This is a genomic window from Vibrio tarriae, assembly GCF_002216685.1.
GTDB lineage: Bacteria > Pseudomonadota > Gammaproteobacteria > Enterobacterales > Vibrionaceae > Vibrio > Vibrio tarriae.
This window is the reverse complement of sequence record NZ_CP022353.1, coordinates 1813577-1836691: the sequence shown is the minus strand read 5'-3', so window position 1 is coordinate 1836691 and position 23115 is coordinate 1813577. Positions and strand designations below refer to the sequence as shown.

Genomic DNA, 23115 nt, shown 5'->3' with positions numbered 1-23115 from the left:
CAAGTGAATTACTTGGTTACGCGTAGAACTGGAGTTTCACCCACAGTTACTGAACCAGAAAGTTTGTTCAGCTCTTTGATTTCATCCATGTTAGAGATAACAACTGGAGTCAGAGTTGATTTTGCTTTCTCTTCGAGCAGTGCCAAATCGAATTCGATAATGGTATCGCCGATTTTCACTGATTGACCTTCTTCAGCAATACGCTTGAAGCCTTCGCCTTTCAGTTCAACAGTGTCGATACCGAAGTGAACAAACAGCTCAACGCCGTCATCTGATTCGATAGAGAACGCGTGGTTGGTTTCGAAAATTTTACCGATAGTACCGTTAACAGGAGCTACCATTTTGTTACCAGCAGGCTTGATCGCGATACCGTCACCAACGATTTTCTCAGCGAAAACCACATCTGGTACATCTTCGATGTTTACAATTTCACCAGAAAGAGGTGCGATGATGTCGATTGCACCTGCGTTAGCGCTGTCGTCAGAGACTAGCTTCTTAAGTTTGTCAAACAGACCCATTGTGTCATGCTCCTAACGTTTTAAATTTGTTCTGTCGAAGTATAGTATACCAATCGCTAAAGATAGACGACTATTTTCATCGCCTATCTCCTTGGTATCAACCGATAATTACGCTTTCGCTGCGATGAATTTATCTACGCAAGCTTCAATTTCTGCAGCCGTTGGCAGGGCAAGCGCCTCTTCAGCCATCGCTTTGATTTCCGCATAATTGGCGTTACGGATCACTTTCTTCACCTTTGGAATCGAGATGCCGCTCATTGAGAACTCATCCAGACCCATACCGAGTAGGAGCAGAGTTGCACGCTCGTCACCCGCTAATTCACCACACATACCGGTCCATTTGCCTTCTGCGTGAGAAGCATCAATCACTTGCTTGATCACGGTCAGAACCGCTGGAGAGAGTGGGTTATAGAGGTGAGAGATCATCTCGTTACCACGATCTACCGCTAGGGTGTACTGAGTTAAATCGTTAGTACCGATAGAGAAGAAAGAGACTTCTTTCGCTAAGTGATGAGCAATGGCTGCTGCAGCTGGTGTTTCCACCATCACACCGATTTCGATGTTCTCATCGAAAGCATAGCCTTCGGTGCGCAGTTCAGCTTTGTACTCTTCAATCGCTTTTTTCAGCTCACGAATCTCTTCTACTGAAATGATCATTGGGAACATAACGCGAAGTTTGCCGTGTGCAGAGGCACGCAGAATACCACGTAGTTGGTCACGTAGAATTTCACGGCGATCTAAGCTGATACGAACGGCACGCCAACCCAAGAAAGGGTTCATCTCTTTCGGCAGATCCATGTATGGAAGATCTTTGTCGCCGCCGATATCCATAGTACGGATAATCACGGCATGACCGCTCATCGCTTCGGCAACTTCTTTATAGGCTTGGTATTGCTCTTCTTCAGTTGGAAGAGCATCACGATCCATAAACAGGAATTCAGTACGGTACAGACCGACACCTTCGCCACCGTTACGGATGATGCCGTCACAGTCTTTCACTGTGCCGATGTTGCCACACACTTCAACGCGGTGACCGTCTAACGTTTCAGCTGGAAGATCTTTCAGCTTAGCGAGCTCTTCTTTTTCTGCTAGGAAAGCCGCTTTAACTGCTTTGGCTTCTTCAATTTGTGCTTGTGTTGGATTCACAATGATCTTGTTGTTCATTGCGTCCAGAATCAGAGTGTCGCCGTTTTTCACTTTCTTCGTGATGTCGTTAGTGCCGACGATCGCTGGCAGCTCTAGAGAGCGAGCCATGATAGAAGTGTGAGAAGTACGGCCGCCAATATCACATGCAAAACCAAGAACGTAGTTCAGGTTAATCTGCGCAGTTTCAGAAGGCGTTAAATCGTAAGCAACAAGAACAACTTCTTGATCGATTTCGCTCAGCGATACGATGTGCATGCCCAGAGCGTTTTTCACAAAACGTGTACCGATATCACGGATGTCTGTTGCACGTTCTTTGAGATATTCATCGTCTAAAGATTCAAGCGCAGTGGCTTGCTCTTCGATAACGGTATGAATCGCGTTATCGGCAGACATTTTTTCTTTTTTGATGAGGGCTAAAATCTCTTCTTCTAGCTCTTCATCTTCAAGCAACATGATATGGCCTTCAAAGATGGCTTCTTTTTCTTCACCAAAAGTTTCAAGTGCTTTTTGTTTGATCACTTCTAACTGCGCAGAAGATTTGTCACGCGCAGTGTAAAAGCGCTCAACTTCGGCTTCTACTTGATCGTCAGAAATGGTGTTTGTGTTTAGGACAATTTCATCTTCTTGAAGAAGTAATGCTTTACCAATAGCAATACCTGGAGATGCTAGAATGCCTGAAATCATAGCCTTACCTTAAACTGGTCAACTGTAAACGGGAGAGTGGACAATCGCTAATCGTAACGTTTAGCGTATTTCTCGGGTTATTTCCAACAAAGCCATTTTGCGTGAACAAAATGGCTTTGAAAGGAAGACCGGATTAGTGAAGTTGGTCCATCAGAGCAACTAGGTGCTCAACAGCTTCTTTTGCTTGAGGGCCTTCGGCAGAGATAGTGACTACAGTACCTTTTACCAGACCTAGCGTTTGCAGCTTGAACAAACTTTTCGCGCTTGCACTTTTACCGTTAGAAGTCACAGTGATGTCTGCATCGAAAGCTTTTGCTTCTTTAACAAACTGTGCAGCAGGACGAGTGTGAAGGCCGTTTTCTGCAGTGATTTCTACTTGCTTCTCGTACATGTTTTATACCCCAATAAGTTTATTTTTTGTAAGTTTGTTAACCAGATTTAGCTTAACTGCATAAACTGCTTTGTGCTAGCACTGTCACAGGCTTTTCGTGTTAGAACTAAGACTGGTTAAAATTTTATCAATCGCCTTTGCTATTTTTTGCAATTTGAGCAATTGAGTGTAAACCGTCTGCTTCTTTATTTTGAAGCTAAAAATAAAACATGCCGATATTACCAAAGGTGAGGCAGGGATCAACAAAAAAGCCCCTGACTGGGGCTTTTTTAAACGAAAATTTGATTTAACCACGTATTACTGCTGGTTTTCTTTGTCTGTAAAAATGCCTGCGAATAGGGCTGTGCTCAAGTAACGTTCACCTGAACTTGGTAGCACGGTGACTATAGTTTTCCCTTCAAATTCAGGCAATTGTGCGATTCTGTTGGCTGCAACAACCGCAGCGCCGGAAGAAATTCCCGCGAGAATGCCTTCTTCTTCCATGAGACGACGAGCCATTTCAATCGCTTCGTCTGAGGTGACACGCTCAACACGATCAATCAAGCTTAAATCTAAGTTGCCAGGGATAAAGCCTGCACCGATACCTTGAATTTTATGTGGCGCAGGTTTGATTTCTTCTCCCGCTAGAGCTTGTGTAATGACCGGTGATTCAGCCGGTTCAACCGCGACAGAGAGAATGGCTTTACCTTGAGTGCCTTTGATGTAGCGACTGGTACCCGTCAATGTACCGCCAGTACCCACACCCGCAACAAACACATCGACTTGACCATCTGTTGCATCCCAAATTTCTGGGCCTGTGGTCTTTTCGTGGATTTGTGGGTTGGCTGGGTTATTGAATTGCTGGAGGAGCAAGTATTTTTCTGGGTTGCTGGCAACAATCTCTTCCGCTTTCGCAATCGCGCCTTTCATGCCTTTTGCTGCTTCAGTCAGTTCTAAATTGGCGCCAAGTGCTTTGAGTAGCTTACGACGCTCTAAACTCATTGATTCAGGCATGGTCAGAGTTAACTTGTAACCACGAGCTGCAGCAACAAATGCTAGGGCAACACCAGTATTACCACTCGTTGGCTCTACTAATTCAACGCCAGGCTTGAGTTTGCCTTGCTTTTCAGCTTCCCAAATCATATTAGCGCCGATTCGGCATTTTACGCTGAAGCTTGGGTTGCGTGCTTCAATCTTAGCCAGCACTTTGCCGTTAGAGACTTTGTTTAAGCGCACTAGTGGAGTGTTACCAATAGTCAGTGAATTGTCTTCGTAGATTTTGCTCATGGCGATGTTCCTTCATTCGTTACGCAGTGAGTGTGCGTGAATACTTAGTGAATATGGACAGAGAATAAGTTCATATTCACTAAGCGAAAAGGATTAAAAAGTTATAACTTATGTGGTGCTTGTTATTGGCGCAGAGGGGAGTGTTGTGTCTTAAATTCCATCACCCACATCGCCGTCGCGCCACACACGGCAATTGGGACGATGAAGAGGTTCACAATCGGAATGCTCGTGAAAAAAAGCGACCAGCATACCAAATCCATAGGCCTTACTTTGATTTTGTTTCAAAGTGTTACGCATGTCATGGAAGCTGATTTTGTGGTTATCGAAGGGATAGTCGCAATACTGTATAGCCAACATCCAAGCCGTGAACAGGAACCAAGCAATAGGGCCTAGGGTTTGCCCAAGTGCTGGGATAAGTAATAGCAGGAATAAGCCAAGTGCTTTGGGAAGTACGTAAAGCAGTTTCCGCCATTCTCGACTAAGGATTCGAGGAACGTCTTTGACCAGTGCCCAGACTCCTTCCTCACCGATGCGTTCACCTGATAGATGCTGCTCCACCTTTTCGGCCAATAGACCATTAAATGGCGAGGCAATAAAGTTGGCTAAGGTACTAAAAAAATAGGAGAAAGTAGCGAGAATGGTTAATGCTAACAGCGGCCAAAGTACATAACTTAGCCAAGAGAGAAACGAAGGTAATTGTCCTATCCACTCGCTGATCCAAGTGTCTAAATGGCTGAATAAGTAGTACATAGCACCGCCGACTAAGATGATGTTAGCCAGTAGCGGAAGAACAACGAACCGACGTATGCCTGGCGTTAAAGCCAAACGTATGCCGTAAGAGAAGTAGCCGAACCCGGAACGTGAGCTGATCTGCATAAAAACGGTATTCTCCTTGATAAACCGAGTGAAGATTGTACTTGATTGACACTGAAGTGAAATGACGAAACTGCAAAAAACGCGTCATCTTTTCAACTTCTCACATTAAGTTGTTCTAAATTCAACGAGAGTTTTGGTAAAGTACCCCGACAAGTCAAAAACACACCCTGATAAACGTCCTGTCGGGCGCTAGAGCTCAGAACATCAAACGGGATACTGAGAGTTTAAGATGCAGGAACTGCGATTCGTATTGATAATTGTTGGCGCGTTGGCGATAGCGGCGTTGCTGTTTCATGGTCTGTGGACCAGCAAAAAAGAGGGAAAGTCCAAGTTTGGTGATAAACCTCTGCGCAAGATGAAAGTCGAAAGTGATGATCCGCCTTCGCGTGCCTTTGCGGCGGAAGACGATTTCGAAATCATCCGCAAGGAACGCAAAGAGCCTGATTTTGGCATTCCGAATCAACAGCACGATCCTCTGATCTCTGATTTCGCGGCCCATGATGAGCTGGATGAGGAAGAGGATGAGGAAGAGCACATTCCGGTTCAGCTTCAATCCCAACCTCAACCTAGAAAGGTTCAACCTCAGGTTGAGATGCCTCGAGTTGCGCCAAATGTGCCAATGGCTAAGGTGCAACCTGAAGCGGTGACCGAGATTGAGGTGCAAGAGCTGCAGGAAGAAAAGCTGGATGTGATAGTGCTCAATGTACACTGCGCTGGTAACCAGCCTTTTATCGGAACCAAACTGTTCGATAGCATGCAGCAAAATGGTTTGTTGTTTGGTGAGATGGATATTTTCCATCGCCACGCGGATCTCTCTGGAACGGGGAAAGTGTTGTTTAGTGTCGCGAATATGATGCAACCTGGTACGCTCATGCATGATGATCCTGCGGACTTTTCAACCAAAGGCATCTCCTTTTTTATGACACTGCCGTGTTTTGGCGATCCTGAGCAAAACTTCAAGTTGATGCTAAAAACCGCTCAACAAATTGCCGATGATCTTGGTGGGCATGTGTTGGACGATGCTCGTAACTTAATGACTCCAAACCGACTTGATGCTTATCGTAAGCAAATTCAAGAGTTTAAAGTTCGAGCCGCTCAAGCCTAGGTTTTGGGTATTCATTCAAGCACCACGCGATAGCGTGCTGCTTTACTTCTTCAGTAACAAGATAAAGATATCCCTAGTTATACTAAAAGGGCTCCGTAGCGGAGCCTTTTTTCATCATCCGAGAGAATTACGATGTCAGATGTCGCGCAACGATTAACAGAGTTAAGAAAAACCTTGCATGAGCATGGTGTCCGCTACTACGTAGAAGATGCCCCTACCATTCCGGATGCAGAATACGATCGCTTAATGCGCGAGCTGCTGGAATTGGAAGCGGCTCACCCAGAATTGATGAGCTCGGACTCGCCCAGTTTACGAGTCGGAGGACGTCCGCTGGATGCTTTTGAATCTGTCGTGCATGAAATTCCGATGTTATCGCTCGATAACGCCTTTGATGATGGTGAATTAGAAAGCTTTTATCGCCGTATGACGGATCGGATCCCGGCGGTACAGCATAGTGCCTTTTGTTGTGAGCCGAAACTGGATGGCTTGGCGGTCAGTTTACTATACGAAAATGGTGTTCTGACCCGCGCGGCGACTCGTGGTGATGGTACGACCGGCGAAAATATCACAGAAAATGTACGTACCATTAAATCAATCCCTTTACGCCTGCAAGGCGCAGATTTTCCAACTCGCCTTGAAGTGCGCGGTGAAATATTTATGCCTAAAGCGGGGTTTGAAGCACTTAACGCACGAGCGCTTAAAAAAGGTGAAAAGCAGTTTGTGAACCCTCGTAATGCAGCGGCGGGGAGCCTACGTCAACTCGACTCCAAAATTACCGCCCAACGTCCACTTGCTTTTTACGCTTACAGTGTTGGTGTTATTGAAGGTGGAGAGTTAGCGCCCAGCCACTATCAACGATTTTTACAACTAAAGGGCTGGGGGCTGCCGATTTGTCCAGAAACCAAACTGGTAACTTCTCTCGCCGAAGTCAAAGCTTTTTATCAAGACATTTTGCAACGTCGCCAGTCTTTGGCTTATGAGATTGATGGCGTCGTCATTAAAGTTGACGATATCCAGTTGCAAGAGCGATTGGGGTTCGTTGCTAGAGCGCCGCGCTGGGCGATTGCCTATAAATTTCCTGCACAGGAAGAGCTCACCTTGCTCAATGATGTTGAATTTCAGGTAGGTCGTACTGGTGCGATTACCCCGGTTGCTAAGTTGGAACCTGTGTTTGTCGGTGGTGTTACGGTAAGTAATGCCACATTACATAATGCCGATGAGATTGAGCGTTTGGGAGTGATGGTCGGAGATACGGTGGTGATCCGCCGTGCTGGGGATGTCATCCCACAAATCGTCTCTGTGGTGTTAGACCGACGCCCTGAGAATGCAAAGTCCATTGTATTTCCTACTCGCTGCCCAGTTTGTCAATCGGATGTTGAACGGGTTGAAGGAGAAGCGGTTGCTCGATGTTCCGGCGGACTGATTTGCCAAGCTCAGCGCAAAGAGGCATTGAAGCATTTTGTTTCTCGCAAGGCCATGGATGTAGAAGGCTTGGGCGATAAAGTGATTGAGCAACTGGTTGACCGAGAAATGGTGAGTACACCTGCGGATTTATTCCGATTAAGAGCGGGAGAGCTCACAATTTTAGAGCGAATGGGTCCCAAATCGGCGCAGAATGTGATTGATGCTCTCAATAAAGCGAAGCAAACCACATTACCTAAGTTTTTATATGCACTGGGTATTCGTGAAGTCGGCGAGGCTACCGCACTCAATTTGGCTCAGCACTTTTTAAGTTTGGAAGCGATTCAACAAGCGAGTTTAGAACAATTTATCGAAGTTCCTGATGTCGGAGTGGTTGTCGCAAGCCATTTACAGGCCTTCTTTGCGCAAGACCGTAACCAACAAGTGATCAATGAATTGCTAGAACAAGGCATCACATGGCCGGCGCTAACGGCTGCGCCCGTGGCGGTAGACTCTGCTCTAGCGGGCAAAATTGTTGTGTTAACCGGCAGTTTTACTCAATTGTCTCGTAATGATGCGAAAGCCGCACTACAAGCTTTAGGTGCTAAGGTGACGGGGAGCGTATCAAAAAATACTGATATGGTTTTTGCAGGAGAAGCAGCGGGCTCTAAGCTAGCCAAAGCGACCGAGTTAGGTATCCAAGTCTTCGATGAGCAAGCATTAATCGAATTTTTGAAATAAGCCTATTTGCTTAATATTTAAAGCAACAGTGGTGTTGGGGAGGTTTGTTCACTCCAACATCGCCTGCCTATGCTTATGGGGATGAATTTACTTGCAGCCTACCTACAGTTCCAACTCGATTCGGTATGTTTCATGTTGGATCTGCTGCATTTTTTATAAATAGATTGAACTTCTTGCTTATCCCAAGTCTAAACCTCAGCCGATGCTGGGGTTTATTTTTGCACAAAAACAACTCGCCAATTCATATCAAGTTCAGAACTTTTATTGTTTTTAAAAGTCATCTCTCATTTTGTTTTTATTCGACGTATTTCAAATAAAAGATATTAAGTAATAATAAAAATCAATACTTATCAGTAACTTAACTTTCGCCTGGTTTTGCGCTGGTAATAATTGGATCTCGATCACTTACTCCCCAGAAGTTTGCCGTGGCTCATATTTTTTTAGATAAAAATTAAGTTCTGATTGATGTTTTCTAACCGAGAGTTAGTCTACGGATATGGATACACGGTCAGTGTGCCAACAACTAAGAGAATCGGTTTCGATACTCGAAAAGGAAATGACTTCTCCCTTCGGCGGCCAACTTAAGGGCGAAACTCAAAAAACAGCTATATCCATTTTTAGGAGTTATCCATGGACAAAATGTTTAAACGTACTCTTCTGGGTGCAGCAGTAGCGATGGCGTCAACTGGTGCGTTTGCCGCATCTGAAACTGGTGCAATCGGTGTTCTGTCTGATTTCAACGTGCAAGCGTACGGTGTAGCGGCAATTTCTGTGTTCTATCAAGAAGACAGCAACGGCTATGACTACGAAAACGAATCTCGTATCGGTTTCCGTGCTAGCAAAGATATGTTTGATAACGTGAACGTTTTCATGCAAATCGAATCTGGCTACGTTGGTGAAGATGGTAAAGGCAGCACGCTTGGTGCTCGTGATACTTTCCTAGGTCTGCAAGGTGACTGGGGTAAGATCCGTTTCGGTCGTATGCTGACTCCTCTGTATGAAATCGTTGACTGGCCATATTCTAACCCAGGTTTAGGTCGTGTATTCGACTGGGGCGGCGACGTTAAAGCACACTACGATCGTAAAGGTGACATTGCTCGTTACGACTCTCCAGCATTTGGCGGTCTAACTTTCAACGTTTCAGCTGGTCGTGGTAAAACAGACGTTAAAGACTCTGATCACGTAGGTTTCGGTGTGCATTACAATGTTGCTGACATCGTTACACTGCACGGTGGCTATGAGTCTAACTCAAAATATGATGGTTCAAACTTTGACTCTACTGCTTACATCGTAGGTTTTGAGCTACCTCTTCCTGCTGGTTTTGGCTTAGCTGGTGCATACAAGTACAGCGAAGGTGAATCTAAAACTGTCGCAGGCCAAGAAGGTGAACAAGGTCAATACTCTCTGATCGGTCAATACTGGAACGGTCCATGGGGCTTCAAAGTGGGCTACGCTGCTAACCTTGAATCTGAAGTAAAAGGTGTTGAGCAAAAAGATGACGATGAAGTATTGTCTGCACAGCTAATGTACGTGAAAAATGGTTTCGTACCATACATCCGTGTTGGTCAGCATGATGCATATGACTCAGCAGACAAGAAAGGTTTCGTACGTGTAGGTCTGGAATACGGCTTCTAATTAGACGAATTCTGCCTTTCTTTAATAAAAACGCCGGCCTTGTGCCGGTGTTTTTACTCCATAAACAAGGACATAAATGATGAATTTATTTAAAACGACCATATTATTTTCAACCATCACCATGGCCGTTGGATGCAGTAATTTAGACAGTTCGAGTGTGTTCAATGATGTGGCGAAGAATGTCAAAGAAAGGCACAACTATGTTCAAGTTGTAGCAAAAGATATTACACCAGAAGCTAAAGCAATCTTAGGGCCTGATATTGTCAAATCTGAACTAAGTTATGTCGGTAATTTTCCTAAAGCCGAAGGGTTAAATATTGAAGGTTCATACGTTGATATGAACGTAACTTACTTTAAGAATTATGACCAATTTGACACGGTAGCATACTCATCAGAGCAATTTAAAGTAGACACGTATCGCCCATTGGCTGAGACCTGTACCGAGCATTGTACATCTACACAATGGTTTAAGTTTCCATTATCTCAAGAATATATTCAGCAACTGAACTCGGATTCAGTTGTGTTTGCGCTTACCTCATCAACAGGCAAAAACCAAGTAGAATTCACGGTTCCTAAAGCGTACTTTTTAGCGGTTATCAATGAAGCTAAATTTGCCTTACAAGGGGCAACAGTTACACCAGTGGCACCTATTGTCGCTGTTCAAACTCAACCAACAGCTTCCAAGCCCACAGAAATGGTGCAATATCTATTTGGTGAAGCCAATTCAGCCGAACGCCAAGAATTTGCTAACTGGGCATTTGCTAACCGAGCAGAAGTCGCTCAACCCATGGTTACGCAAAATAAACTGGTAGAAATGATGGCTGATTGGTACAAAAAAGCAGATAAGGCCGAAAAAGCATCGATTCTATCCTGGCTGATTAGCCAAGAATAATTGCATTTCTAGCTAGATAAAGGCATGGTCTTTCCATGCCTTTGTTATTTTTTATGTACTATGAACATTAGCCAGATTGCCAAACTCACCTCTCTTACCGCCAAGTCGATTCGTTTATACGAAGAGAAAGGTCTCATCACCCCACCATTGCGCTCTGAAAGTGGTTATCGAACTTACACTCAGCAGCATGTGGATGATTTACTGCTGATTGCTCGCTGTCGGCGAGTCGGTTTTAGTTTGGATGAGTGTAAAGCCATGCTCACTCTTGCCAATGATCCAAACCGAACGAGCGCGGCGGTGCGTGCGCGAGCGCAAGAAAAGTGGCAAGAAGTCTCGAGTAAATTGTCCGAGCTCACTATGATTAAGCAGCAGCTAGAAGAGTGGATTGCATCTTGTCCCGGAGATCAAGGTAGCGATTGCCCAATCATAGAACAGTTGAAGGGACATTGTTGTTCAAACAATAAAACTAAGACCCTGTAGGGCCTTAGTTCCGACTTGAAGTTGCCTACAGAATGATAGACTTTTAGATAGGTTGGACGACTAAGATAATCCCATCCACAGCAACGACAGAAACACGGCTCCCTGCGGCAAGCTCCTGATCGCAGCGCGCTGTCCAAGCCGTATCACCCAGTGTGACTTGAAACTCTCCTACTTGGGTATCTTGAGTTATCGGAATAATACGTCCGAGTAACTGTTTTTCTTTCTGGTTAAGGTCGCGTTCTGTATCTTGCTTTTTATCTCGGCTAAATTGACGTCGCCACCAAAGCCAAGTCGTGACCAGAGAAAAACTCGCAAAAGCCAGCCACTGCAGTTGCCAACCAAGAGGCATTACGGCCAGCAATACCCCAACTAACAGTGCTGATAGGCCAAGCCACAAAAAATAACCTGCAGTGCCGAGTAGCTCAGCGGCTAATAGAAGTAAGCCCAAGGCCAACCAATGCCAGAAATTCAATTGTGAGAGTAGCTCTACCACGGGGCACCTACTTAGTGGTTTGTGATGATTTAAACATTTCTGCAATTCCAGCGACAGAACCCATGAGGCCTGTTGCTTCAAGTGGCAGCATGATGATCTTACCATTCTCTGCTTGACCAATGGCTTTCAGCGCTTCGGTATAGCCTTGAGCAATAAAGTAATTGACCGCTTGCATATCACCTTTAGCGATGGCTTCTGAAACCATAGTGGTTGCCTTGGCTTCCGCTTCGGCGGCACGCTCACGTGCTTCAGCTTGTAAAATGGCGGCTTGTTTTTCCCCTTCAGCTTTCAATATTTCGGATTGTTTTTGACCTTCTGCACGTAAGATTTGCGCTTGGCGCACCCCTTCAGCTTCAAGGACTTCAGCCCGTTTGTTACGCTCAGCTTTCATCTGAGCATTCATTGCAGCGGTCAAATCAGCAGGTGGCTGCACATCTTTGATTTCAATACGTGTCACCTTTACACCCCACGGGCTAGTGGCATGGTCAACAATTGACAGCAGCTTGGTATTAATCATGTCACGTTGACTGAGCATCTCATCCAGCTCCATTGAACCCAATACGGTACGCATATTAGTGAGGGTGAGGTTACGGATAGCATGTTGCAGTTGGCTAACCTCATAAGCGGCTTTCGCAGCATCAATGACTTGCACAAAACAGACCGCATCAATCACAACATTCGCGTTGTCTTTGGAAATGACTTCTTGAGCTGGGATATCTAAAACTTGTTCCATCATATTGATTTTATGACCAACACGGTCAATAAAAGGGATGATTAGGTTGAGTCCGGGCTTGAGTGTTTGTGTGTAGCGCCCAAATCTTTCGACCGTCCAGTTATTACCTTGAGGCACGGTTTTTACTGCAGAGGAGATGAAAATAACCACAGCCAGTACGAGAACTGCGATAGTGATCAATGAATCAATAGCCATGACGTATCCTTGTTTTTTAAAGTAATAGCTTGCTACTTGCCGTTAAAGCGATGAGCGAATATTTAGTCAGCTAAGAATGAGCGCCTCTTGCCAAAAAAAATAGTCGAAAACGTTCTCAATCAGTGACTTGTGACTAAGTTAACAGCAACTAATGCTATTTACTATCCTAGAGAAGGGCTAACAATCAATTTTATAGCTGATGATTATCCTTCCTGCTTGAAGCTGCAGTTGTGTTGGCAGTATTCGCTCACCCCAATCACATAGTGTATCTATGCTGGAGGGGATTCACTTATTTGCCGCTTACCTGCAACTCCAAGTCGTTTGAGGATATAAATATGGCGCTCATATTAGAGCGCCATATGTCTTTTCCTATTTCAAGCAGCCGCCGTGTTGGCCGTATGCTTCACGTCGTGAATCGGCTGGACTTGGGCTAGTAAAGCAGGGAATAGAGTTTTTTACGATACTGATTCGCTAATGGATGACCTTGACCTAGGGCGGTTAGAATATCCATAAAGGTTTTTTTCATTTCACCATCTAAGGTGTTTAGATTTTTACTGAGCCAAGACCAGAGTAAGGTGAGGGCTTCCTCATCGCGTTTGACATGGTGATATTGTTTGGCAAGCTCTATAGCAATATTGGGATTCTGCGGGTCACTATTCCACGCTTGCTCAAGAGCGATAATTTCTGGGCTATTCGCGGCTTGTTGATGTAATTCGAGTCTCGCGATCAGCGTTTTGTATTCACCTTGTTGGTATTCAAGTGGCATGTTGGCCAGCTCGGTTTGCGCCGCTTCTACTGCGCCGGTTTCAAGATAACAGCGAGCTAGAGTGAGTTTGACCTCACCTTTATTGCGCCACTCATCACTCAATGTGCTGAGCAGAGATAATGCTTCACTAAATTGTTCTTGCTCTGCAAGCTCGAATCCTTGGTACATGAGGCGCTCTTCATCGCTAGGCAAATGACGCTTAAGCATTTCCTCCACCGCTGCAATTGGCTGAGGGCCACCTAATCCATCGACGGGTTTGCCTTCAATAAACAGCGCAATGGTCGGAATCGCTTGAATGCCAAACTGCGCAGCAATGCCTTGTTCTTCTTGGCAATTTAAGCGTGCAAGAACAAAGGCTCCTTGATAACGTTCTGTGAGTTGTTCAATCGCAGGCAACAACTGAGCACTCTCATGACTGATTGGCGCCCAAAAATAAAAAAGTACTGGTGAGAGTGTGGAGTGTTGGAGCACTTGGTGAAAGTTATGTTGAGAAACATCAATAATCTTCGCTGCTTGCATAGCAAATCCTTGGTTTGGATGGCACATCGCTGAATAAACTATGGGGATGCAGGATTCAAAACTCAAGCCTTGGTGATTTCCATCCTAAGTAAAGCGATTGCATAATCGGCTCGGTTCCCTTGTTTGAGCGGCGTCGTTGAACAGTGACGCAAGCGGTTGGTGTATACAAGGATTAAAACAAAATCACCACCCGAAGGTGGTGATTTTGTGGCTCTTACGAGCGAGCAAGCAAAGGTGTTTAAAGCAGTATAAATAAGGTCAGCGCAACACCGACACCGATCCAATTCCATTGGTTTAATGTCATTTTTTGTCGAACCACATGCAACGCTTGATAAAGATTGATGTTTTTACTCAATGTCTAGGACTTAATCCAGTGAGTATTATGAAGTTTGCCGCGCAATTGTTACCGAATAATGACAATTAAATAATTTATGCGGCTTTAAATAATAATTTGTCTAGCCAGCGCGTGGGTAAAAGTCGCTTTAATACCGCAAACACTTTGGTTGGCGTCGTAATGCGATAACGGATCTTCGGCTTGCGTGCTTCCAGAGCATGACAAAGTGGTGCCAGACAAGCCTCTGGCGGTAAGACAAAGCGGTTGTTGGAGTGCGTTTTGCTCAAACGTTGCATTTGTTGTTGGTAGGCGAGGTGGTGAACACTTTGTTCGATGTTTACCCAGTGCTTAAAGGCACGTAAGGCATTGGCGCGAAATTGAGTTTCAATCGGACCAGGTTCAATCAAACTGATATGAATATCCGACCCTTGCAATTCGAGTCTTAGCGTATCTGTCCAGCCCTCGATGGCAAACTTGGAGGCATTGTAAGCACCGCGGTATTTCATGGCGGCAAAGCCAAGTACAGAGCTGTTTTGAATAATGCGTCCGTAATCTTGACGACGAAAGTGAGGAAGTAAGCGGGTCGTCAGATGATGCCAGCCAAAAAAATTGGCTTCGAACTGTTCGCGCATAGCTTGTACGGGTAAGTCTTCCAAAGCGCCCGGTTGGCCATAGGCTCCGTTATTAAACAGTGCATAAAGCCGATGGTTGGAAAGTTCTAGCGCTTGCTCTACCGCTTGGTTGATGCTGGCTTCACTGGTGAGATCCAGTTGAATGCAGGTCAAACCCTCTTGGGATAGGCGCGCAACATCTTGTGTATCACGACACGATGCTATCACCTGATAACCCCGTAACTGCAATTGTTTCGCCGCCATGTAGCCAATGCCGCTTGAGCAACCAGTAATGAAAATCGATTTGGTCATCGCAATCCTATTATGTATGCGTTTGCTTGTGTCCGTTATGGCTTATTGTGATGCCGTAAGGAGCTGATTAAAGGCTCGATCAATGCGTGAATAGTGGAACTGAAAGCCAAGGTCGGTCAGTTTTTTCGGCTTGGCTCTAATGCTATCGAGCAGCAATTCAGAGGCTTCACCCAATAACATTTTTATGAGCCATTGCGGCGTTTTAAAAAGATGCGGACGCTTCAATGTGGTGGCTAATGTGAGGCTGAATTCGGCATTGGTCACAGGATGTGGGGCACAAAGGTTATAAGGACCTTGAGCGTGTTCGGTTTCAAGCAGAAAAAGGATGGCGCGCACCATATCCTGCATATGGATCCAAGGCATGTATTGTTGCCCATCGCCGATCGGCCCTCCTAACCCGAGTCGATAAGGGGGGAGCATTTTTTTGAGTGCCCCACCTTCCGGTGCCAGCACGATTCCTGTACGTAATAAACAGACCCGAGTCTGTTCAGATTGTGCTTTGAGGGCGCGCTGTTCCCACTGTTGGCAAACTTGGTGAGAAAAATGGTCACTTCTTACCTGAAGGCTTTCATCAAAGGCATGCTGTTGTTGGTCTCCATAAAAACCCACGGCAGATCCACTCAAAAATACGGCGGGTGGGTGAGCGCTAGCGTGAATTTTCTCGACTAATTGTTCCGTGATGTCTAGGCGACTAAGGGTAATATGCTGCTTTTGACTTTTGCTCCAGCGTTTATCGGCAATCGGTTCTCCGGCAAGATTGATGATGGCATCTATCCCGTTGAAATCAGAGAGCTCGTCTAACGAGCGCAGTAATTGAAGATTCTGACTTGGAATGTGCGCAAAGCGCTGAGCGGCTTTGGTTAGGTCACGCGTGAGAACCAGCAGCTCATGACTACTGAGCAACTTTATCAGCTCAAAACCGACAAATCCGGTTCCTCCAGTAATTAAAATTCTCATGGTGACTCCTTGTGTGAAGCGGGTTCGGTGATTCGAACTATACCTTTCTTACTTAAAGCTGCCGCGGTACTGGCTACGTTTGCTCACCCAATCACATAGTATATCTATGCTCATGGTGATTTCTCACTTGCCGCCTACCTGCAACTCCAAGTCGTTTGGGTATAACGCAGTATTGAAATAGTGAAGAGTGAAAGGGGGCTTTGTCAAATCTGGCTCATGGGTTATGCGGGCATTTACCCGTTTATCCTGCTCAATTTGAAGCGGTATCGGTTCCCTATTTAAAATCGTAGCGCTGTTGGCTAGGTTTATTCATCCTAAGATAGCGTTTGTTTACGGTGAGTAGGGTGACAAAACAACGGTGCACGGTAGAAAAGAAAGCCTTACAATTACCCAGTGTTTTTTAAGAGGTTAACCATGAAACTATTTTTTGTCTCAGATCTGCATGGTTCTTTACCTGCGACCGAACAAGCGCTTGCGCTTTACCAAGCATCGGGGGCGCAATCTCTGATTTTGTTGGGCGATGTATTAAACCACGGGCCACGTAATCCTATCCCGCAAGGGTACAACCCCGTAGCCGTCGCTGAAAAATTGAATCAGTTTGCTGAGCAGATCATTGCTGTGCGTGGGAACTGCGATAGTGAAGTCGATCAGATGCTGTTGAGTTTTCCTATGATGAGTGATTCAGCATGGGTACTGTTAAGTTCTGGGCGACGCTTATTTTTAACGCATGGGCATCTTTACCATAAAGATAAGCTGCCGCCACTTCGAGATGGGGATGTTTTGGTGCATGGCCACACGCACATTCCTGTGGCTGAACAAGTTGGCTCAATATACCTAGTTAACCCGGGTTCTATGACATTTCCCCGCGGTGAGTATGCCGCGAGCTATGGCGTGTTGGAAGGCGATACAATGACGGTGATATCGGTTGCTGGCGAAACGCTGGCCAGTTGCCTCCTTCAATAAATCTAAAGTTCGACATCCCCTTCCGACTTGAAGCTGCAGCGGTATTGGCCGTATTTTATTCCGAGTCGTTTGGGGATAGATTAATTTGCGTAGAAGAAGAGGGGCGATCAACATGCCCAAGATCGCGCTCAGGATCAATTAAATCACGCACTCTTTGCTTCAGCACTTTGGCTTCTGGAAATCCCCCTTCCTGTTTACGTTCCCAAATCTGCACGCCATTACAAAAAATCTCGAAGCGTCCGCCTGTATCGGGATGCAGGGCGACATACTCAATCTCTTCACTGAAGGTATGCAGTAGCTCCTGACTCAGCCATGCAGACCGCAGCATCCAATTGCATTGGCGGCAGTAATAAATCTCGATTTGGGCTTTGTTCATGGTGACGTCCTTGTTATGTCCTATTCTACGCTCAGTCAGGTTAAGAATTACTGAACAGTACCGTAGAACCATGACTTAAACTGGTAAAGAGAATAGTTCTTTCGTTAACAATGTCGACTCGACGACTTTGTTGCGCATCCATCTTGAACAGCTGAGTAATAAGCTGCAATTGCTCATCAGTAAAGTCTTTGCTTTGGTTGGACGAAATATCCTTAAATTCGACTGGCGTGACCAAAAGGTAATTATCACTGATATCCCATTCACCAAATTCGGAGATATTAATCACGCTTTCTGCACTATTGTCATCGGAAAATAGCTTCACGATAGAAACTCGTAAATAAGTGCCATTAGGCAGATATTTCACATTGGAGGTCACATCCACTCGACTGAGAGGTCCCATTGCAGGGCGGTTGCTGTTGGTCTTAATCAGAGAGACCATTTTGGATTGCCATTCTCGAGATGTTAATACTTGCTCAAGTTTGAAATCGCTTCCCCAATATAGCCAGCCACTAAACAGTAGAGAGATTAGGAGAATACCCATAGCGATGTGTCTATTTTGCATAGTAAGATCCTATTCACACACTTTGATGGCATCTTTAGGGTTAGCAACGATGCGTAAGGTTATGTTTTCACCTGAAACTTCAGGGCTGTGAATGTAATTCAACGTTAACTGGTTATTTTGTCCACCAGTGGCAATGACTTCTATTGGCTTTAGCCCACCAGTATGCTTCTCATTGTATTTTTTCACGCACAGTTCGATCGACGGTAACCAAGTCGAAAGGTCGGGGTGGTTATTGGGCATATTGACTGCGACGCCATCGACAACCGTTAGGGGCTTAAAACTTGATTGGCTCGGGTTAGTCAGCAGCAATACTGCGAGGGGCAGTAAGGCCGCGATCAGAAAAAGCAGTCGATTTCCCCAGTTTGGAGCCAATTTATTCTCCACGACATTGGCTGGCTGCGGCGTGTTTACCATAGTGGGCGATGAAGGCACACTGCTTGATTCTGTAAGTTCATTGACAGATTCCAGTTGAGAGATGTCATGAGCTTCGTTTTCGCGAGAAATCTCTTCTTCAACCGTTTCCACTCGGGCGATAAATTGATAACCGCGTTTCGGAACCGTTTTGACGTATTGTGGTGATTTTGTGGAATCTTTGAGCATTTTGCGCAGAGTCGATATTGCTTGAGTTAAGCTGGAATCATCGACTTCAAAACCTTGCTCTCGCCAAACAAAATCGTGCAAATGATTGCGAGAAATCACTTCATTTGGGCGTTGGGCAAGCAGCCAAAGAATTCGGCTTTCGTTGCTGCCTAACCGAATGACCTCTTCGCTATTTTCTTTATCAATCAGAGTATTGCTTAGGGGATCAAAGGTAAATCTTTCAGCAAGAATGAATTTAGTACCAATATGACTCATCGATATCTCTTTTGAGTTGTGTCCTAATCCGAACATCTAATGTCCCAGCATCTCCTTGTCACAACACTCAGACTTTACTGGTTTTTTTATCTTCTTTGATAAAAATGCAGGCCTAGAATAATCCAATCTCGATCAAAAAACAGTGTTTTTATGAGTTTTGACCTTGAATTTACATTTTTTGTCCATATCTCACTTGCACATCAAGGTAATTCCATTGAGTCTCAATGGATCAATTGTTTGAAACAGAAGTAAACGGAGCGATTATGAGCGAGACTGCAACCACTAATAAAGAAACGCGTGGTTTTCAATCGGAAGTTAAACAACTGCTGCACCTGATGATTCACTCTTTGTACTCCAACAAAGAAATTTTTCTGCGCGAGTTGATTTCTAACGCCTCCGATGCCGTTGATAAGTTGCGTTTTCAAGCGCTTTCTCATCCGGATCTCTATCAGGGAGACGCTGAATTAGGCGTAAAACTCTCTTTTGATAAAGACAAAAATACGTTGACCATTTCGGATAACGGGCTCGGTATGACCCGTGACGAAGTGATCGAAAACTTGGGTACGATTGCTAAATCGGGTACGGCTGAATTCTTCTCAAAACTTTCTCAAGAGCAGTCTAAAAACTCGCAGCTCATTGGTCAGTTTGGGGTAGGTTTTTACTCGGCTTTCATCGTAGCGGATGCGGTGACGGTGCGGACTCGCGCTGCAGGTAGTGCACCAGCAGACGCAGTACAGTGGTACTCAAAAGGTGAGGGTGAATACACGGTTGAAACTATCAATAAAGAGTCTCGTGGCACCGACATCATTTTGCATCTGCGTGAAGAAGGCAAAGAGTTCTTATCCGAATGGCGTCTGCGCGATGTGATTTCCAAATATTCTGATCACATCGGTATTCCTGTCTATATCCAAACCTCGGTGATGGATGAAGAGGGGAAAGCGACAGAAGAAACCAAATGGGAGCAGATCAACAAGGCTCAAGCTCTGTGGACGCGTGCTAAATCGGAAGTTACCGATGAGGAATATAAAGAGTTCTACATGCATGTATCACACGATTTTGCTGATCCACTCGTGTGGAGTCATAACAAAGTCGAAGGCAAAAATGACTACACCAGCTTACTTTACATTCCAGCTAAAGCGCCTTGGGATCTGTTCAATCGTGAACATAAGCATGGTTTAAAACTGTATGTGCAACGCGTCTTTATTATGGATGATGCGGCGCAATTCATGCCTTCTTATCTGAGATTCGTACGTGGTTTGATTGACTCAAACGATCTGCCACTCAACGTATCGCGTGAAATTCTGCAAGATAACAAGATCACTCAGTCACTGCGCCAAGCTTGTACTAAGCGCGTATTGACCATGCTTGAGCGCATGGCGAGCAATGATGCTGACAATTACCAGAAATTCTGGAAAGAGTTTGGCTTGGTGATGAAAGAAGGTCCGGCAGAAGATTTTGCTAACCGCGAGAAAATCGCTAGCTTGCTGCGTTTTGCCTCTACTCATGTCGATTCGGCAGAGCAAACCATCAGCCTTGCTTCTTATGTCGAGCGCATGAAAGAAGGTCAAGACAAGATCTACTATCTGACGGCTGACAGCTATACCGCTGCGAAAAACAGCCCACACTTGGAGCAGTTTAAGTCAAAAGGGATTGAAGTCATTCTAATGTTTGATCGCATTGACGAATGGTTGATGAATTATTTGCCAGAGTTTGAGGGTAAAGCGTTCCAGTCCATCACCAAAGCAGGCTTGGATCTCAGCCAGTTCGAAGATGAAGCCGAAAAAGAGAAACATAAAGAGACGGAAGAGCAATTTAAGTCTGTGGTTGAACGCCTCAAAGGCTATTTAGGTAACCGAGTGAAAGAGGTTCGTACCACATTCAAATTGGCTAACACACCAGCAGTCGTGGTGACCGATGATTATGAAATGGGTACCCAAATGGCGAAGCTATTGGCCGCAGCTGGTCAGCCTGTACCTGAAGTGAAGTACATCCTTGAAGTTAACCCTGAACATGCTTTGGTAAAACGCATGGCGGATGAAGCGGATGAGCAAACTTTTGGCCGTTGGGCGGAAGTGCTACTGGGTCAAGCTATGCTTGCCGAACGTGGCTCGATGGAAGATCCATCACAATTCTTAAGTGCGGTGAACCAACTGCTTGCACCTAGCCACTAGGTCCTTGCTATCGTATCTTAAGCCCGCTTCGGCGGGCTTTTTTCTGCCTTTGAGCTATCGAAGGACTGATTAGTGACTAGACAGGCGAATGGCTGTTTTGCGTCAGTATCATGAGGTCTATCTCAATTTTACCCATCACATTCTTTAGTCTTAGAGCGGTATGCCAAACGATTTCTGTGATAGAATGCGGCACTTGAATGTGGTCATTAACGCGTGTATTTTTGCACGCCAGCTCGCTGTGCGGGCTGTTCTGTCTGTTATACCGAAACTTACCGTGAGTTTTTGCAAGCGCTGTGAGCTTCGGTATAAAAATCAATTAGTATGAGGATAAAACATGCGCATCATTCTTCTCGGTGCTCCGGGTGCAGGTAAAGGCACACAAGCTCAATTCATCATGGAAAAATTTGGTATTCCACAAATTTCTACTGGTGACATGCTGCGTGCAGCCATTAAGGCGGGCACTGAGCTCGGTAAGCAAGCGAAAGCGGTAATCGATGCAGGACAATTGGTATCGGATGACATCATTTTAGGTCTTATCAAAGAGCGTATTGCTCAGGCTGACTGTGAGAAAGGTTTCCTGCTAGATGGTTTCCCACGCACGATTCCACAAGCCGATGGCCTAAAAGAGATGGGCATCAATGTTGACTATGTGATTGAATTTGACGTAGCGGATGATGTGATTGTTGAGCGTATGGCGGGTCGTCGTGCTCATCTACCTTCAGGCCGTACGTACCACGTAGTGTACAATCCACCTAAAGTTGAAGGTAAAGATGACGTAACGGGTGAAGACCTTGTGATCCGTGAAGATGACAAAGAAGAAACCGTACGTGCGCGTCTGAATGTTTACCATAACCAAACTGCACCATTGATTGAGTACTATGGTAAAGAAGCGGCAGCAGGTAAAACTCAATACCTGAAGTTTGACGGCACTAAGCAAGTGAGCGAAGTGAGTGCTGACATTGCTAAAGCGTTGGCTTAATCATTATTGTGATGTGCTGATTACATTGATAGGTGAAAAAAAGCGGCAGTAAAGCCGCTTTTTTTATAAACTTTTTACCAGAAAGAGACGTAATAACGCATTCAACAGTGCATTTTGAAGGAAGCCATGAATAATCATAAAAAACTTGGCATTTTGCTTGCCAACTTAGGTACTCCGCAAGCGCCAACCTCTCAAGCGGTAAAAGCGTTTTTGAGCCAATTTCTGCATGATCAGCGAGTGGTAGACATGAGTCGTTGGCTATGGTGCCCACTTTTACATGGCATTATCTTGCCAACGCGATCGCCTAAAGTGGCTAAGCTGTATCAATCAATCTGGATGGATGAGGGATCGCCTTTGATGGTCTACTCTCGACGTCAACGCGATAAATTGGCAGAGCTTAGCCAACGGCCTGTTGAGCTAGGGATGACCTACGGAGAGCCGAGTTTATTGGAGGGTGTACGCAAGTTGCAGCAACAAGGTGTTGAACAGATAGTGGTGCTGCCGCTTTATCCGCAATATTCCGCGACGACAACGGCGGCGGTGTTTGATGGTCTCGCCAAAGCGTTGCGACAGTTACCTGTAGTCCCTGAATTGCACTTTATTCGTGATTATCATGACCATCCACTCTATATCCAAGCCCTCGCGGAAAGCGTTCGTGCTTCATGGCAACAACATGGGCAAGGTGATCTGTTACTCTGCTCATACCATGGCATTCCCAAACGTTATGCGCAAAATGGCGATATCTACCCAGAGCATTGTCAAAAAACCACAGAGTTACTGGCTCAAGCATTAGGATTGCCTCAAGAGAAAGTCATGATGACTTACCAATCTCAGTTTGGTAAGGAAGAGTGGCTGCAGCCATATACGGACAAGACGATGGAAGCGCTTCCTCGTCAAGGCATTAAAAAGCTTGATGTTATTTGCCCTGCCTTTTCAGTGGACTGCTTAGAAACGCTGGAAGAAATTGCTGAGCAGAACCAAGAAATCTTTTTGCACAGTGGCGGCGAAGCGTTCCACTATGTTGCTTGTTTGAATGACAGTCAGAGCCATATTGAGCTGATGGCCGCGCTGGTTAAAGCCCATTGTTAAGCTTCAATCTGAGCGAGTCATGCATAAAGCAGCCATACAAAAACAGCGCCGAATAAGGCGCTGTT

General features: G+C 45.3%; 21 protein-coding genes and 1 pseudogene. 9 read left to right on the top strand and 13 right to left on the bottom strand.

Annotated features, from left to right (window positions below; all coding sequences use genetic code 11):
* Nucleotides 1-8: 8 nt before the first annotated feature.
* The 5 genes and pseudogenes from crr to cysZ form a co-directional block, all read right to left on the bottom strand.
* Nucleotides 9-518 (bottom strand): PTS glucose transporter subunit IIA, encoded by a 510-nt coding sequence (gene crr / locus CEQ48_RS14080; protein ID WP_000522239.1) that lies wholly within the window; start codon nucleotides 516-518, stop codon nucleotides 9-11.
* A gap of 108 nt (nucleotides 519-626) precedes the next feature.
* A complete protein-coding gene (gene ptsI, locus CEQ48_RS14075; protein ID WP_089071676.1) occupies nucleotides 627-2348 on the bottom strand; it encodes a phosphoenolpyruvate-protein phosphotransferase PtsI in 1722 nt (573 codons plus the stop codon).
* A 133-nt stretch (nucleotides 2349-2481) separates the two neighbouring features.
* The gene (locus CEQ48_RS14070) at nucleotides 2482-2739 is read right to left on the bottom strand and encodes an HPr family phosphocarrier protein (RefSeq protein WP_000273061.1); all 258 of its coding nucleotides are present in this window, start codon (nucleotides 2737-2739) and stop codon (nucleotides 2482-2484) included.
* 297 nt (nucleotides 2740-3036) lie between these two features.
* Complete coding sequence (cysK, locus tag CEQ48_RS14060; RefSeq protein ID WP_089071674.1) at nucleotides 3037-4005, bottom strand: cysteine synthase A; 969 nt, start codon at nucleotides 4003-4005, stop codon at nucleotides 3037-3039.
* Between the two features lie 122 nt (nucleotides 4006-4127).
* Nucleotides 4128-4881: pseudogene (gene cysZ / locus CEQ48_RS14055) on the bottom strand (sulfate transporter CysZ).
* A gap of 229 nt (nucleotides 4882-5110) precedes the next feature.
* Here cysZ and zipA point away from each other — a divergent pair.
* The 5 genes from zipA (at nucleotide 5111) to cueR (ending at nucleotide 11135) form a co-directional block, all read left to right on the top strand.
* Nucleotides 5111-5986: a cell division protein ZipA gene (gene zipA / locus CEQ48_RS14050; protein ID WP_089071673.1), complete on the top strand. Its 876-nt coding sequence runs from the start codon at nucleotides 5111-5113 to the stop codon at nucleotides 5984-5986.
* A gap of 132 nt (nucleotides 5987-6118) precedes the next feature.
* The gene (ligA, locus tag CEQ48_RS14045) at nucleotides 6119-8128 is read left to right on the top strand and encodes an NAD-dependent DNA ligase LigA (protein WP_089071672.1); all 2010 of its coding nucleotides are present in this window, start codon (nucleotides 6119-6121) and stop codon (nucleotides 8126-8128) included.
* Between the two features lie 630 nt (nucleotides 8129-8758).
* The gene (gene chiP, locus CEQ48_RS14040) at nucleotides 8759-9763 is read left to right on the top strand and encodes a chitoporin (RefSeq protein ID WP_089071671.1); all 1005 of its coding nucleotides are present in this window, start codon (nucleotides 8759-8761) and stop codon (nucleotides 9761-9763) included.
* A gap of 76 nt (nucleotides 9764-9839) precedes the next feature.
* Complete coding sequence (locus tag CEQ48_RS14035) at nucleotides 9840-10655, top strand: hypothetical protein (RefSeq protein WP_089071670.1); 816 nt, start codon at nucleotides 9840-9842, stop codon at nucleotides 10653-10655.
* Nucleotides 10656-10715: 60 nt separating this feature from the next.
* Nucleotides 10716-11135, top strand: a complete 420-nt coding sequence (gene cueR, locus CEQ48_RS14030; RefSeq protein ID WP_089071669.1) for a Cu(I)-responsive transcriptional regulator — start codon at nucleotides 10716-10718, stop codon at nucleotides 11133-11135.
* Nucleotides 11136-11178: 43 nt separating this feature from the next.
* Here cueR and CEQ48_RS14025 read toward each other — a convergent pair whose 3' ends face one another.
* The 5 genes from CEQ48_RS14025 to CEQ48_RS14000 form a co-directional block, all read right to left on the bottom strand.
* Nucleotides 11179-11628: an NfeD family protein gene (locus tag CEQ48_RS14025; protein WP_089071668.1), complete on the bottom strand. Its 450-nt coding sequence runs from the start codon at nucleotides 11626-11628 to the stop codon at nucleotides 11179-11181.
* A gap of 7 nt (nucleotides 11629-11635) precedes the next feature.
* Nucleotides 11636-12556, bottom strand: coding sequence for an SPFH domain-containing protein (locus CEQ48_RS14020; RefSeq protein ID WP_000963390.1), 921 nt, complete (start codon nucleotides 12554-12556; stop codon nucleotides 11636-11638).
* A 430-nt stretch (nucleotides 12557-12986) separates the two neighbouring features.
* Nucleotides 12987-13841, bottom strand: a complete 855-nt coding sequence (locus CEQ48_RS14010) for a co-chaperone YbbN (RefSeq protein WP_198301164.1) — start codon at nucleotides 13839-13841, stop codon at nucleotides 12987-12989.
* 429 nt (nucleotides 13842-14270) lie between these two features.
* Nucleotides 14271-15098, bottom strand: coding sequence for an SDR family oxidoreductase (locus CEQ48_RS14005; protein WP_089071665.1), 828 nt, complete (start codon nucleotides 15096-15098; stop codon nucleotides 14271-14273).
* A 42-nt stretch (nucleotides 15099-15140) separates the two neighbouring features.
* Nucleotides 15141-16055 (bottom strand): TIGR01777 family oxidoreductase, encoded by a 915-nt coding sequence (locus CEQ48_RS14000; RefSeq protein ID WP_089071664.1) that lies wholly within the window; start codon nucleotides 16053-16055, stop codon nucleotides 15141-15143.
* Between the two features lie 414 nt (nucleotides 16056-16469).
* On the opposite strand from CEQ48_RS14000, the gene yfcE reads away from it, so the two are divergent.
* On the top strand, nucleotides 16470-17018 hold the full coding sequence (gene yfcE / locus CEQ48_RS13995) for a phosphodiesterase (protein ID WP_146779261.1): 549 nt from the start codon (nucleotides 16470-16472) through the stop codon (nucleotides 17016-17018).
* Nucleotides 17019-17073: 55 nt separating this feature from the next.
* Here yfcE and CEQ48_RS13990 read toward each other — a convergent pair whose 3' ends face one another.
* From CEQ48_RS13990 to CEQ48_RS13980, 3 genes are read right to left on the bottom strand one after another with little or no spacing between them, the layout of a single operon-like run.
* Nucleotides 17074-17394 carry an Rdx family protein gene (locus tag CEQ48_RS13990; protein ID WP_089071662.1) on the bottom strand — a complete coding sequence of 107 codons (321 nt, stop codon included), beginning with the start codon at nucleotides 17392-17394 and terminating at the stop codon, nucleotides 17074-17076.
* Between the two features lie 40 nt (nucleotides 17395-17434).
* Nucleotides 17435-17956 carry a transmembrane regulator ToxS gene (gene toxS / locus CEQ48_RS13985; RefSeq protein ID WP_089071661.1) on the bottom strand — a complete coding sequence of 174 codons (522 nt, stop codon included), beginning with the start codon at nucleotides 17954-17956 and terminating at the stop codon, nucleotides 17435-17437.
* Nucleotides 17957-17965: 9 nt separating this feature from the next.
* Nucleotides 17966-18811 carry a winged helix-turn-helix domain-containing protein gene (locus CEQ48_RS13980; RefSeq protein WP_181712608.1) on the bottom strand — a complete coding sequence of 282 codons (846 nt, stop codon included), beginning with the start codon at nucleotides 18809-18811 and terminating at the stop codon, nucleotides 17966-17968.
* A 263-nt stretch (nucleotides 18812-19074) separates the two neighbouring features.
* Between CEQ48_RS13980 and htpG the strand changes: the two genes are divergently transcribed.
* The 3 genes from htpG to hemH all read left to right on the top strand — a co-directional run bounded on the left by htpG (nucleotide 19075) and on the right by hemH (nucleotide 23050).
* Nucleotides 19075-20982 carry a molecular chaperone HtpG gene (gene htpG / locus CEQ48_RS13975; protein WP_089072384.1) on the top strand — a complete coding sequence of 636 codons (1908 nt, stop codon included), beginning with the start codon at nucleotides 19075-19077 and terminating at the stop codon, nucleotides 20980-20982.
* A 334-nt stretch (nucleotides 20983-21316) separates the two neighbouring features.
* Nucleotides 21317-21961, top strand: a complete 645-nt coding sequence (gene adk / locus CEQ48_RS13970; protein WP_089071659.1) for an adenylate kinase — start codon at nucleotides 21317-21319, stop codon at nucleotides 21959-21961.
* 126 nt (nucleotides 21962-22087) lie between these two features.
* Nucleotides 22088-23050 (top strand): ferrochelatase, encoded by a 963-nt coding sequence (gene hemH, locus CEQ48_RS13965; protein WP_198301163.1) that lies wholly within the window; start codon nucleotides 22088-22090, stop codon nucleotides 23048-23050.
* The last annotated feature ends 65 nt before the right edge of the window (nucleotides 23051-23115 follow it).

What these genes read in the sequence shown, in the direction of transcription:
- crr (WP_000522239.1), bottom strand. Translation starts at nt 518, where the DNA reads ATGGGTCTGTTTGACAAACTTAAGAAGCTAGTCTCTGACGACAGCGCT.
- ptsI (WP_089071676.1), bottom strand. Translation starts at nt 2,348, where the DNA reads ATGATTTCAGGCATTCTAGCATCTCCAGGTATTGCTATTGGTAAAGCA.
- CEQ48_RS14070 (WP_000273061.1), bottom strand. Translation starts at nt 2,739, where the DNA reads ATGTACGAGAAGCAAGTAGAAATCACTGCAGAAAACGGCCTTCACACT.
- cysK (WP_089071674.1), bottom strand. Translation starts at nt 4,005, where the DNA reads ATGAGCAAAATCTACGAAGACAATTCACTGACTATTGGTAACACTCCA.
- zipA (WP_089071673.1), top strand. Translation starts at nt 5,111, where the DNA reads ATGCAGGAACTGCGATTCGTATTGATAATTGTTGGCGCGTTGGCGATA.
- ligA (WP_089071672.1), top strand. Translation starts at nt 6,119, where the DNA reads ATGTCAGATGTCGCGCAACGATTAACAGAGTTAAGAAAAACCTTGCAT.
- chiP (WP_089071671.1), top strand. Translation starts at nt 8,759, where the DNA reads ATGGACAAAATGTTTAAACGTACTCTTCTGGGTGCAGCAGTAGCGATG.
- CEQ48_RS14035 (WP_089071670.1), top strand. Translation starts at nt 9,840, where the DNA reads ATGATGAATTTATTTAAAACGACCATATTATTTTCAACCATCACCATG.
- cueR (WP_089071669.1), top strand. Translation starts at nt 10,716, where the DNA reads ATGAACATTAGCCAGATTGCCAAACTCACCTCTCTTACCGCCAAGTCG.
- CEQ48_RS14020 (WP_000963390.1), bottom strand. Translation starts at nt 12,556, where the DNA reads ATGGCTATTGATTCATTGATCACTATCGCAGTTCTCGTACTGGCTGTG.
- CEQ48_RS14010 (WP_198301164.1), bottom strand. Translation starts at nt 13,841, where the DNA reads ATGCAAGCAGCGAAGATTATTGATGTTTCTCAACATAACTTTCACCAA.
- CEQ48_RS14005 (WP_089071665.1), bottom strand. Translation starts at nt 15,098, where the DNA reads ATGACCAAATCGATTTTCATTACTGGTTGCTCAAGCGGCATTGGCTAC.
- CEQ48_RS14000 (WP_089071664.1), bottom strand. Translation starts at nt 16,055, where the DNA reads ATGAGAATTTTAATTACTGGAGGAACCGGATTTGTCGGTTTTGAGCTG.
- yfcE (WP_146779261.1), top strand. Translation starts at nt 16,470, where the DNA reads ATGAAACTATTTTTTGTCTCAGATCTGCATGGTTCTTTACCTGCGACC.
- CEQ48_RS13990 (WP_089071662.1), bottom strand. Translation starts at nt 17,394, where the DNA reads ATGAACAAAGCCCAAATCGAGATTTATTACTGCCGCCAATGCAATTGG.
- toxS (WP_089071661.1), bottom strand. Translation starts at nt 17,956, where the DNA reads ATGCAAAATAGACACATCGCTATGGGTATTCTCCTAATCTCTCTACTG.
- CEQ48_RS13980 (WP_181712608.1), bottom strand. Translation starts at nt 18,811, where the DNA reads ATGAGTCATATTGGTACTAAATTCATTCTTGCTGAAAGATTTACCTTT.
- htpG (WP_089072384.1), top strand. Translation starts at nt 19,075, where the DNA reads ATGAGCGAGACTGCAACCACTAATAAAGAAACGCGTGGTTTTCAATCG.
- adk (WP_089071659.1), top strand. Translation starts at nt 21,317, where the DNA reads ATGCGCATCATTCTTCTCGGTGCTCCGGGTGCAGGTAAAGGCACACAA.
- hemH (WP_198301163.1), top strand. Translation starts at nt 22,088, where the DNA reads ATGAATAATCATAAAAAACTTGGCATTTTGCTTGCCAACTTAGGTACT.